General features: G+C 39.7%; 8 protein-coding genes, 1 tRNA gene and 1 pseudogene. 7 read left to right on the forward strand and 3 right to left on the reverse strand.

Annotated features, from left to right (window positions below; all coding sequences use genetic code 11):
- Window positions 1-702: 702 nt before the first annotated feature.
- Window positions 703-1,296 carry a hypothetical protein gene (locus IQ236_RS26250; RefSeq protein ID WP_193872007.1) on the forward strand — a complete coding sequence of 198 codons (594 nt, stop codon included), beginning with the start codon at window positions 703-705 and terminating at the stop codon, window positions 1,294-1,296.
- A gap of 97 nt (window positions 1,297-1,393) precedes the next feature.
- Window positions 1,394-1,466, forward strand: a tRNA-His gene (locus tag IQ236_RS26255).
- 1 nt (window position 1,467) lies between these two features.
- On the opposite strand, the gene IQ236_RS26260 is transcribed toward IQ236_RS26255, so the two are convergent.
- Window positions 1,468-2,463, reverse strand: coding sequence for an acetamidase/formamidase family protein (locus tag IQ236_RS26260; protein WP_193872009.1), 996 nt, complete (start codon window positions 2,461-2,463; stop codon window positions 1,468-1,470).
- 163 nt (window positions 2,464-2,626) lie between these two features.
- Here IQ236_RS26260 and IQ236_RS26265 point away from each other — a divergent pair, with 163 nt between their 5' ends.
- Window positions 2,627-4,111: a mechanosensitive ion channel domain-containing protein gene (locus tag IQ236_RS26265; RefSeq protein WP_193872011.1), complete on the forward strand. Its 1,485-nt coding sequence runs from the start codon at window positions 2,627-2,629 to the stop codon at window positions 4,109-4,111.
- A gap of 13 nt (window positions 4,112-4,124) precedes the next feature.
- The gene (locus IQ236_RS26270; RefSeq protein ID WP_193872013.1) at window positions 4,125-7,694 is read left to right on the forward strand and encodes a CHAT domain-containing protein; all 3,570 of its coding nucleotides are present in this window, start codon (window positions 4,125-4,127) and stop codon (window positions 7,692-7,694) included.
- 64 nt (window positions 7,695-7,758) lie between these two features.
- On the opposite strand, the gene IQ236_RS26275 is transcribed toward IQ236_RS26270, so the two are convergent.
- A complete protein-coding gene (locus IQ236_RS26275) occupies window positions 7,759-8,742 on the reverse strand; it encodes a cysteine synthase A (protein WP_193872015.1) in 984 nt (327 codons plus the stop codon).
- 124 nt (window positions 8,743-8,866) lie between these two features.
- Complete coding sequence (locus IQ236_RS26280; RefSeq protein ID WP_193872017.1) at window positions 8,867-9,505, reverse strand: peroxiredoxin; 639 nt, start codon at window positions 9,503-9,505, stop codon at window positions 8,867-8,869.
- 265 nt (window positions 9,506-9,770) lie between these two features.
- On the opposite strand from IQ236_RS26280, the gene IQ236_RS26285 reads away from it, so the two are divergent.
- The 3 genes and pseudogenes from IQ236_RS26285 to IQ236_RS26295 all read left to right on the forward strand — a co-directional run.
- Complete coding sequence (locus IQ236_RS26285) at window positions 9,771-10,934, forward strand: GuaB3 family IMP dehydrogenase-related protein (protein WP_072717684.1); 1,164 nt, start codon at window positions 9,771-9,773, stop codon at window positions 10,932-10,934.
- A gap of 841 nt (window positions 10,935-11,775) precedes the next feature.
- Entirely contained in the window at window positions 11,776-12,111 is a 336-nt protein-coding gene (gene trxA / locus IQ236_RS26290; RefSeq protein ID WP_072717683.1) for a thioredoxin, read from the forward strand.
- A gap of 207 nt (window positions 12,112-12,318) precedes the next feature.
- Window positions 12,319-12,679: pseudogene (locus tag IQ236_RS26295) on the forward strand (cytochrome D ubiquinol oxidase subunit II); the annotation flags it as partial.

The following is a 12,679-nucleotide window of genomic DNA, read 5'->3' on the forward strand; positions in this document are numbered from 1 at the left end:
AAAGACGAGATTATAGAATGTGCTAACTTGGCTTTCAAACTCTTTAGTTGTCCAGGTTCGGCGTGCCGTCTTTGTTTTTCGACACTCTTATTAATCTAGCAGCCTTTCTTGGCTGTGTCAACCCTTTTTGAAAAATTTTTTTTGATTATCTTGCAGCCCTTGATTGGAAGGGATTTGAGCTATTTTGGAGATTCAACCCATTTTTGAGATCCCTTTCTTGCTAGGAATGGTTAGTACGCAGAGGGGGAGATTGGGTAGGGTGGCTGAAGGGAAAATATCTAATCTCAATGGCTCTGAAATGTTGAATTAGGCTGCTCCACAGGTTTTTGATGGCTTACGGAATCTTTCTAGGTGTTGCTGTAGCTAGGGAGGCGGGTATAGCATTCTGCTTCAGTAGTTGAGGTAGAAGCTTTTTGAGATCAGAAGGTCATGATGATAAAACTTCTATAGGATTAGGGTTTAATGCAGACTGACTGTTTCTCAATCGTCTAACGGAGGCAAAACTAACGGATATTTTCAGCAATCATTTTGTTTTTATTACAAATTCTGATATTGCCAGTGCCTAACCGATCAGACTCCTCTGAGGATTTTCGATGTGAACTGACTATAGATATAGTATAGAAGCTCTGAAAATGATTCAGTGGGGTTTAGCGGGTGATCTAAAATCCAATACTTCCTAAAATTCTCCTAAAGGCTCCTATTATGATTAACGATGCTCAAAACCCAGAAATTCAAGCGGAATGGGATTTACTCAATTGCCTATTTCCCAATGAGTCACCGTACCCTTGGAACCCCCATACGATGGAGGCTGAAGCTTATTTATTAAAGCAAGAAGCTCCCGATTTTTTGGTAGAGGCGTTTACCGACGCTGAACTCGCTGAAAGCTCTCAACGGTTTATCGGTAAAATAAATCAGCTTTGGTTAGCCACAAGTTTACAAACCTCCTTATTACAACGTTTTGCCGAACAAATACCCCATGAGTTGTTACATCGGTTGGTACAGGTAACTACTGAGATCACTCAACAAGTTTCTTCACAAAGTCTGTCATTGGCGGATCAATTAGTCTACTGTGTTCAAGAACTACTACCTCAATGGTCAGAGGAAGATTTACAGGTTTTAGCCCGTCCTTTTGCTTATGCAATGCGAGGCGGGGAACTTGAAGGAATGGAAATCGGTTCCCCTATAGTAGGATCAGGGTGTTGGTCTGAGTTATCGGAGATTGAACAAGCTAGAACTTGTTTCGTCATTGCTCGTTATGCCCTATCGGAGATTGTATCCGCTCAGGAAAACGCTTAATATGGCTTTCCCATAGCTTGGGATCAGTAAATTAAAATTTTTTTGGGAAAACCTCTAGTCATGTTTCTGATCCTGTGCTATATTAAAAAATCGTATGGCGAGCGTAGCCAAGTGGTTAAGGCAGAGGATTGTGGTTCCTCCACTCGTGGGTTCGAGTCCCATCGTTCGCCCTTATAAATAACTAACAACCTTATGATCAAGCAGAGATTTTAAGGGAAAACCTAAAATGGATTTAGAAATCATTCCATGAACTCCTTTGTGCGGAGAATTAACCACTTGAGTAATTCTAAAATTAGCGGCTAGAGAACATAAAACATAAGCCTCCTCTGCTTCTAATCCCAAGAATTGTTGTAGAACATCAATCATTTGTTTTAAAGCCGCTTCAAACGCTAAATCTAAGGTTTCTGCAAATCCCATAGTAATAATATCCGATGGAGTTTCTGCCAAGGGAGATTTTAACAATATATTTTTATGTAAATTCAGTTTAATTTTACCCTTCATTGAGGTTTCAATTGCGGTAACATTTACTTCTCCTTCTCCTTGTGCAGAATGTCCATCTCCAATGGAAAATAACGCACCGGGAACAAAAATAGGTAAGAATAAACGAGAACCCGCTTGCAATTCTGGGTTATCTAAATTGCCGCCATAAATTCCGGGCGGAATTGAAGATTGTTGGGTTTCTGGAGTCGCCACCCCTAGAATTCCAAAAAAGGGTTTTAAGGGAATTTTAATCCCTGAATTGAGAGGAAATTCAGCAATATTTTTCTCTAAATCTAAGGAAATAAACCGTAATCGAGATTCAGAAAACTGTTGGGGTAAAGCGCCCCAACCCGTGCGAATTGCATTAAATCCCATTGCTAAACGAGGATAAATTTCCTCTAATTGAATTTCTAAGACATCTCCCGGTTGTGCTTCTCGGATATAAATTGGCCCCGTTAATAAATGGGAACCTGGCCCTACAATGCGTTCTGGGGGTAAATGCTGGCAAATTTCTACTAATTCGGGGGTGAGAAAGGCTTCTGGTGCTTCTTGATAAATTTTGAACCCTGTATAAGTTTCGACTTCAATGGAATCTCCAGAGTTGATCACTAAAGCCGGAGGTAAATTGCAGGAGAACCCCCCTAAATGAACCGTTGTACAAGTCGCTTTGAGTGTATGATGATTCATGGGATTGAAACGTCGGTTGATCCTTAATTAAAACATGAATTTAAACTGATTAAAGCGATTTCACAGATTTAGTCATTTTTTAAAATTTATGTAATTAGAATATTTGATTTTAATTACAGATATAAATTGTTGTAGATTTACCAGAAAAAAGAGGGCGAAATTCATGACAATTATTTCAGGAATAATACAATTTATAAATAAAATTTTCACTCAACCTATTAGATTAGGTGAAATTACAATTTCAGTGAGTTTAATTATTACCGTCATTATTTCATTGTTGGCTGTTATTTTAATAGCCCGGTTTTTTACTAATTGGTTACGGGATAAATTATTGATCAAATGGGGATTTGATGAAGGCAGCCGAGACGCGATCGCTACAATTTGTTATTATTTTGTCATTGCTTTAGGGTTTATTATTGTTCCTCAAGCCTGTGGTTTAGATATTCGGTCTTTAAGCTTTTTAGCTGGAGGTTTAGGGATTGGTATCGGTTTAGGTTTCCAGGGATTAGTTCAAAATTTTGTAAGCGGATTAATTCTCCTGATTGAACGTCCGGTTAAAGTGGGAGATTATATTGAAATTGATGATTTAGAAGGAACGATTCGCAAAATATCAATTCGTGCTGCTACGATTTTAACCAATGATGGAATTTCAATTATTGTACCCAATCAAACTTTAGTCAGTGGAAAAATTATTAATTGGAGTTATGGAAATGTTAATAGTAGAATTCATATTCAAGTTCCCGTTGCTTACGGAAGTGATCCAGTGTTAGTGACAGAAGTTTTATTAGCAATAGCACGCCGAGAATCGAGAGTTTTATCTTATCCCGCACCTCAAGTTTGGTTAAGAAGTTTTGGAGATAGTGCGATTAATTTTGAGCTTTTAGTTTGGATTGATCAACCCAAAGCTAGACTTCCAATCCAAAGTTCATTAAACTATATTATAGAAACTGAGCTTAAAAAAAACAATATTATTATCCCCCTTCCTCAAAGAGATTTATGGATCAAAAATCCTGAAGAATTGCGAACAATTTTTAACCCTTATCCCGTTGCTGTTCAGGCTTCTCCTCAAGGTCAATTTTCTGCCATTCAAACCGTTGAAGAGTCTGAGGGTTTAGAACTAGAATCAACAAACCCCCTATCCCTACGAGATTTATTAAGAAAAGTCGTTTATTTTGAACAGTTTACCGATTTAGAATTATTAGGATTAATTGAACAAGGGTATCGAGAAACTATCCCATCAGGAGAATTTATTTTTCATGAAGGAGATCCAGGAGATGCCTTTCATATTATTCTTTCTGGTTCAGTGGAAATTATCTCGGAGAAAGTCAACAAACATATTCGCAATTTAAACCCAGGGGACTTTTTTGGAGAACTTTCCTTAATTATGGGAATTCCTCGCACGGCTGCTGTCCGAACCTTAGAAACAACCATTTTATTTGTTGTGGATCGAAATGTATTTCATCATTTTTTATCCAGTTATCCTCAATTAGCAGATCAAATGGCTGAAAAATTAGTAGAACGGAAACAAGAACTACTTCAACGCCAACAACTGTTAAGAGAAATGGGAATTTTAGGCGAGGAAGAAGATTTAGATAACAATCCACTGGTTTGGGTTAGAAAACGGATGAAATCACTCTTTGGAATTTAATTTAAAATTAACTATGAAAATCCAACATTCTTTATCTTTATTCGGATTCATTTTTGCTTCTGTTCTTGTTCCTCCTCTCGTTCACGCACAACCAATTATTCCCGCGAATGATGGAACAGGAACTCAAATCATTCCCCAGAATAATCAATGGAATATTCAAGGAGGTCAACGATCTTCTGATGGGTCAAATTTATTCCATAGTTTCCAAAATTTTAATGTTAATACAGGTCAAATTGTTAATTTTATTTCTGAACCCAATATTCAAAATATTCTCGGACGAGTAACGGGGGGTCAAGCTTCAATTATTGATGGCTTAATTCAAGTTATTGGCGGGAATTCCAACTTATTTTTAATGAATCCTGCGGGAATTGTTTTTGGGTCTAATGCGAGTTTAAATATTCCGGCTGCCTTTACGGTGACTACGGCTGATGCCATTGGTTTTGGACAGGGAAATTGGTTTAATAGTATTGGGAATAATAATTGGTCAACGTTAGTGGGAACGCCGAGTGAATTTCAATTTAATTCCCCTCAACCGGGTGCAATTATTAACTTAGGGGAATTGAATATTAATTCGGGACAATCCTTAAGGTTAGTGGGAGGAACCGTTATTAATGAAGGCAGCTTAAATGCACCATCAGGAGAAATTTATGTACAAACAGTTCCGGGTCAAAGTTTAGTTAAAATCAGTCAAATAGGTCATGCTTTAAGTTTAGAAATTACGCCTAATTTAACCGCTAATTCTATATTTATAAATCCGCTTTCATTACCCGAATTATTAACAGGTTCTGGATTAAATTCTGCAACTCAAACAACCCTTAATCAAGCTGGAGAGGTTGTTTTAAGCAATGGATTATCCGTGAATTCAGGGGATGTGATCATGACTTCTGGTGCCAGAGTTAATGCTCAAACTGCTAATCTACAAGCCGTTAATAATTTAACATTAGTTGAAAATCAACTTTCAACAACAGGTGACTTAAATTTAATCGCTACAAATACCGTTACAATTCGAGATGGACAAACCCCATTTAAAGCCAATGCAGGCGGAAATTTAACAATTAAAGGCAATCAAAATATTGATATTTTAGCGTTAAATCACCCTATTACCCCCTTACAAAGTCAAGGAAATATGACCTTAATTAGTGATGGAATTATTTCAGGAGACGCTCACTTTTCCTCTAGGGGAAATTTTAGCATTTTAAACCTTAGAGGAACCGGAGGAAACTTTGTCAGTTTATATGATCCTATTATTAGCTCAGAAGCAGATGTTATTTTTGGAGACTATACCGGATCTTCTTTAAAAATTGAATCCAAAGGGGCAATTTCCGGCGGAAATATTAATATTACAACTCCCGATACTAGCCTGACCAATATAACAGATCCAGATGCAGAAATTCTCAATAGTAGTCCAGCATTAATTCTACAATCTGGGGTGCAAACCTTAGCTAATCCCGTTAATTTATCCCCTAATTCTCAATTCACAACCCCTGAAAATCAAATTATATCTACTCAGGATAATGGATTAGCTGGAAATCCATCAATTTCAGTCGGTGAAATTAGCACCGCAGGGGGCTTAGTCCGTTTAGAATCCGCGAGTGAAATTACTGTCAATTCTATTGCAACTCAAGGGGGAAATATTAACCTTAATGCTGTTAATAATATTTTGGTCACAAATACATTGAATTCTCAAGGAGGGAGTATTAATTTAACCAGTGGAGGGGTCTTGCAAGTTCAAGGAACTCTGCTTGATCAAAATGGAATTCCAGTTAGTATTTCTTCGGCAAATGGTAGTAATGGGGGTGCAATTACCATTCAATATCAAGGCGGAGAAACTGTACCCTTTGTGATTGGAGATGCAACGTTAAATGGAACCGCAGGAGCAATTACGACGGGTTCAGAAACGATTCAACCTCCAGTTACAACAGTCAGTAATTCTAATCCTTTTAATCAAGGAAATATTACAATTCTAAATGCAGCAATTCCTTTGAATAATAATACAACTGTGAATCCCCAAGAACCAACAGAAGTTATAGATGACTTAACCGTTGATACAGATGAACAATCGGGGGATAATCAAGCAACTTCTGAGGGAGTCATTGATGAAAATTCGCCTCTAAGTTTAGAAGAAGACAATTCAGTTACTTTGAATGAAAATTCGATGAATGAAGGGGATAGTCCCTCGAACACTGATGGAACTACGACTCCAGAAGAACCTGAAAATGCTGATGGAACTACGACTCCAGAAGAACCTCAAAATACTGAAACTGCTGAAGCAGAAACCCCCATGAATCAAACGACACAAGTTGCTTCTGTAGTTCCTGATATAGTAGAATTAAAAACAGAGATTAATAATAATTTTGAAATGGGGAATGTTGAACAAGCACTATCAGGATTAGAAAATTTAATTAGCTATGAATATTCTAATTATTTGGGAACAAATTTTAATAACTCTCAACCCCAATCCTCTCAAATTCCACAAATATTATCCAATTTAGACCATCAAACGAATACTAAGTCTGCACTGATTTATGTTTATTCCAGGGAAAATCGATTAGAAATCGTATTAGTGCGTGCAAATGGTTCGATTGTGCATCGAAATGTTCCCAATGTGAATCAAAAAATATTAGTCGATTTAATCAAAGAATTCCGATTAGAAGTGAGTAGTTTGCGTAAAAATCAACAAGGTACTTACTTACAAAAAGCACAACAATTATATGAATGGATTATTGCCCCGATTGAACCCGAATTAAAACAAGACCATGTTGATATTTTAATGTTTACAATGGATGCTATTTTACGAGGAATTCCCTTGGCAGCGCTTTATGATGGCAAACAATTTTTAGTCGAAAAATATGCCTTAAGTTTGATTCCGAGTTTTAGTTTAGTCAATACTCAATATCATTCAACTGCTGAAGCAAATGTATTAGCAATGGGAGCTTCGGAATTTCAAGATCAAAATCCCTTACCTGCCGTTCCCCTTGAACTATCAACGGTGACATCTGAACTCGGTACAAATCAATATTTTCTCAATGAAAATTTTACCTTATTTAACCTTAAAAATCAATACCAAACCAATCCAACCCCAATTATTCACCTCGCTACCCATGCCGATTTTAAACCAGGAGACGCGAGTAATTCTTATATTCACTTGTGGGATCAAAAACTTCCCTTAAATCAACTTTCTCAATTAGGATTAAGTGATCCAACAGTTGATTTACTCGTTCTTTCTGCTTGTCGAACTGCGGTGGGTGATAAAGATGCAGAATTAGGATTTGCGGGGTTAGCTGTTGCTTCCGGTGCAAAGTCAGTATTAGCCAGTTTGTGGTATGTGAGTGATGAAGGAACATTAGGGTTAATGAGCGAATTTTATCACCATTTAGAAACAATGGGTATTAAAGCAAAAGCTTTACAATCGGCACAAATTGCCATGATTCGGGGTCAAGTTCGCATTGAGGACGGTCGTTTAATTTTAGTTAATCAAAACCAAGAAATTACCCTTCCTCCTACTCTAAAAAATCTCAATAATAACGATTTAAACTATCCCTATTATTGGGCAGCATTTACCTTAGTCGGAAGTCCTTGGTAAGATAAAAAATAGAATATCACCCTCTGTAGGGGCGAGGTTTTCTCGCCCTAAAACATACCTGCAATTAATCTAAATTATCCGGCCAGAGATTGCGTTCCTGTAACCATTGCTTATTAAACAATTTAGATTGATAACGAGCACCCCCATCACATAAGACCGTCACAATCGTATGACCCGGCCCCATTTCTTTGGCTAAAGCAACCGCCGCCCCTACATTAATTCCTACAGAACCTCCCATAAATAATCCATCTTTTCTTAACAGTTGATAAATCACCCGTAAAGCTTCATGATCATCTACTAAAATGGCATCATCAATGGGAACATTTTCCATATTAGCCGTGATTCGACTATTCCCAATTCCTTCAGTAATTGAATTCCCTTGAGGCGTAATTTCTCCCGTTTTTACATAACTATATAAACCACTCCCCATCGGGTCAGCAACAACGGTTTTAATCTGAGGATTTTTTTCTTTTAAAAATAGCGAAACTCCGGCAAATGTTCCTCCGGTTCCGGTTGCAGCCACCCAAGCATCAACTTTTCCATCGGTTTGTTCCCAAATTTCTGGCCCGGTTGTTTCATAATGGGCTAAACGATTGGCTAAATTATCAAATTGATTCGCCCAAATCGCATTTTCCATTTCTGAGGCTAACCGTCCTGATAATCTAACATAATTATTTGGATTTTTATACGGAACCGCCGGAACCGGGCGAACTTCTGCCCCTAATGTTCTTAAGGCTTCCATTTTTTCAGGAGATTGAGTTTCAGGAATAATAATTAAACATTTATAGCCTTTGGCATTACAAATATGGGCTAATCCAATGCCAGTATTTCCTGCGGTTCCTTCCACAACAGTTCCACCGGGTTTTAGTAATCCTTTTTCTTCTGCATCTTTAATAATATATAAAGCCGCCCGATCTTTCACAGAACCACCGGGATTTAAAAATTCTGCTTTCCCTAAAATTTCACATCCGGTTTCATCGCTGAAACTATTTAATCGAATTAAAGGGGTATTCCCAATGGTGCCAACAAAACCGTTTTTAATGTCCATGAACGATGTCCTAGTTAAAATTTTGCAGTGGGTTTCTTTCATTTTAGGGATTAACTGGACTTACGGAAAAACCCGATTTCTGATTTTTGCCTTCAGAAACCGGGTTTTTTTCCTCAAGATGCGTTTATTTATTCGGTTGAGGTGTTAGACGTAAATAGGGTTTGACTTCTTGATACCCTTTGGGGAACTTCTCTTTCAAGACTTCCGGGTCTTTGAGGGAAGGAACAATCACACAGTCTTCTCCATCTTTCCAGTCAGCCGGAGTAGCGACGCTATAGTGGTCAGTCAGTTGCAGAGAATCAATTACCCGCAAAATTTCATCAAAGTTGCGTCCGGTACTCGGAGGATAGGTTAAGCTCAGACGCAGTTTTTTGTTAGGGTCAATAATAAAAACAGTCCGCACCGTCACCGCCGCATTCGCATTGGGATGAATCATGTCGTACAATTCGGACACTTTGCGATCGCCATCCGCTAACACCGGATAATTAACAACAGTATTTTGAGTTTCGTTAATATCTTGAATCCAACCTTTGTGGGACTCCGCATCATCCACACTCAGAGCAATCACTTTAACGTTGCGTTTGTCAAATTCCGGTTTTAATTTAGCAACGGTTCCCAGTTCCGTTGTGCAAACGGGCGTATAGTCTGCCGGGTGAGAGAATAACACCACCCAGCTATCCCCAGCCCAATCATAAAAGCTGATGTCACCTTCGGAGGACGCTTGAGTAAAGTTCGGTACGGTATCCCCAAGTCGAAGTGTCATAGTTAATATCCTGTAATTTCAATTCAAGCCTGCTGTTTTATAATACCCCAGTTTTCCCATCGGTTTTTAGCAATTTTCAAAAATTTAGACAGGGTTGTGAACGGTTGACCCTTGACTGTGATGACCTAATCATGGGCTTGGAGTCTATGGCATAGCTTTGCGCTTGGCTTATTCATTTCCCCTATCCCCATATCTCCTGTTCTCCCCATGTCCCCTCATTTTTGATAGTCTTAATAGAAATAGAGTCTTGGGAACAAATACAAGAGTGGATATTGTAATTGGTCGGGGCAAGGTTGCCCGCAGAGCGTATGGCATTGACGAAATTGCGTTAGTCCCTGGACAGCGCACCCTTGATCCAGTTTTGGCAGATACAACCTGGACAATTGGTGGCATTGAACGAGAAATTCCCATTATTGCGAGTGCAATGGATGGGGTGGTCGATGTTCGCATGGCGGTGGAATTATCGAAACTGGGGGCATTAGGGGTATTAAACCTAGAAGGGATTCAAACCCGTTACGAAGATCCAGAACCGATTTTAGATCGCATCGCTTCAGTGGGGAAAGATGAGTTTGTCACCTTGATGCAAGAATTGTATGCAGAACCCATCAAACCGGAACTGATTACTCAACGCATTCAGCAAATTAAAAACGGAGGGGGTATTGCGGCGGTGAGTGCCACCCCTGCGGGAGCGAGTAAATACGGGGCTGTTGTGGCTGAAGCCGGGGCTGATTTATTTTTTGTGCAAGCAACGGTGGTATCAACCACTTTCCTCTCACCGGAGTCCGTTACCCCCCTAGATTTAGTCAAATTTTGTCAAGAAATGCCCATTCCGGTGATTTTGGGCAACTGTGTCACCTACGATATCACCTTAGATTTGTTGAAAGCGGGTGCGGCGGGAATTTTAGTTGGGATTGGCCCTGGTGCAGCTTGTACCTCACGGGGGGTTTTAGGGGTTGGGGTTCCCCAAGCAACGGCCGTAGCCGACTGCGCCGCAGCCCGAAATGATTTCTATCAAGAAACCGGACGTTATGTCCCCATTATTGCCGATGGCGGATTAATCACCGGAGGAGATATCTGTAAATGTATCGCCTGTGGTGCTGATGGGGTGATGATTGGTTCTCCCTTTGCCCGGGCTAAAGAAGCTCCGGGACGGGGTTATCATTGGGGAATGGCAACGCCGAGTCCAGTGTTACCCCGTGGAACTCGAATTCGGGTAGGGACAACGGGAACCTTAGAACAAATCCTGCGTGGCCCTGCTCAATTGGATGACGGGACTCATAATTTATTGGGCGCGTTAAAAACCAGTATGGGAACCCTGGGGGCGCAGACAATTCCAGAAATGCAGCAAGTGGAAGTGGTGATTGCGCCTTCGCTGTTGACCGAAGGGAAAGTCTACCAAAAAGCTCAACAGTTAGGAATGGGTAAGTAAATTTACGGAGAAGGGGTTCAAGGATTCTTGACGAAACTTGTTAAACAGTCGTAATTTTTACAACTCAACCTGGAATTCTGGGAAATAAAATGGCACAATAGAAGAAGCGGAGACGTATGTTTCCGTTCACTCCTCACACCACACTCCGCCTGAACTTTTGTTCGGGCGGTTTCTTAATTTTACAAAATTAGAACCGACCCGCTTAGATTCGCTTGCTCCTAGGATAAGGATAACTGCTCATTTGTGCAAGTCGTTAGATCAAAATTCTGTCATGGACTCTCCGGTGAGTAATTATTCAACCGAATATCCTTTTGCGGTAAGATTGGTTTAAGGGTCTGCCTTGAAGAATCCACTTAAATCTAGGCGAAATGAATTAAGCCTTGTCCCCATAATAAGGTTGAATTTAATTTTGAAGAGATTTAAGCTCTAATAAAGCCAGGGTTTCCCCTGTCTCCCTGTAACGTTATCCCTCTAGGGATAGATGATCTAACTCAAATCATTGCATTTGAGCTAAGTTCTCCTAATGGTTAATTCAAGCCCGTATTGAAATATAATAAGGAGTTATTGCCGAGTTAACAGCTTGCTCAACATCCGAGTAGGATAGACAAAAACAAAGCAAAAACTGGAGAGCATTAATCTCCTCTCTGGCTTCGTCTACTGTTCGACAGTCAGTGGACGGATAATCTAATTTCTTGTGGACAAGAGGGTAGGAAAGTTGTTAAATCTAAAATTAACGCTTTGCCTATTCAATCGGTTAAGCAAGAAGCTCTCGTTAGATACTCTTGTGTCTACGATGAGACTGTCAAATTTGATAGGGTCTTATATATAAGGATTTCTAGGGATGTCCAACGCCTTAACAGTTACTGATGCTAGTTTTAAGGAAGATGTGCTTGACAGCGAAATCCCAGTGTTAGTGGATTTTTGGGCGCCTTGGTGCGGGCCTTGTCGCATGGTTGCACCTGTTGTCGAGGAAATTGCAGAGCAATATGCCGGACAAGTAAAAGTAGTCAAGCTCAATACAGATGAAAATGCTACTACTGCTAGTCAGTATGGTATTCGCAGTATTCCGACTCTGATGATTTTCAAAGGAGGTCAAAGAGTGGATATGGTTGTGGGTGCTGTTCCTAAAACGACATTAGCGTCTACTTTAGAAAAGTATCTGAAGCCAAATACCTGAAGTCGTTAGGGAACACTTTTTAATCATTGTTGCAGGGGTTGACAACTCATCTAAACAACTGACTTCAAAAACAATCCATTTGAGTCAGTTGCTAGACGGAGTTCTTGAGTCCTCCAAAATGATATTCGAACCTCAAGCTCATTATTCACGGGTGTTGCGCCTTGGAACCTTGGGTCTGAGGTGCTTTGTTGTACGCGATAAAATCTTATGAACTCCTCTGACATTAGCCAAGCGGTAGATTCTCTACAAGCAGATATTATTCAGTTAGTTGATCAACTGCCGAATTTAAAGCATAAGAAGTGGATTTCACGAGCACTTTCAAGCCTAGTTCACATGGCTGGGGAAGAATTTGAGACTCTGGATTGGAAAATTATTTCCGCCTCTTTGCTGGACTTAGAAAGAGGGTTTCAAATTTTTTATCCCTATCGCCATGTTCGCAAAATTTGTATTTTTGGTTCGGCTCGGATTCCGGCTAATACTCAAGAGTATCGTATGGCGGCAGATTTTGCCCGATTTGTCACCCAGCAAGGATTTATGGTCTTAACTGGGGGTGGAGGGGGAATTATGC

This window comes from Planktothrix mougeotii LEGE 06226 (genome assembly GCF_015207485.1).
Lineage (GTDB): Bacteria > Cyanobacteriota > Cyanobacteriia > Cyanobacteriales > Microcoleaceae > Planktothrix.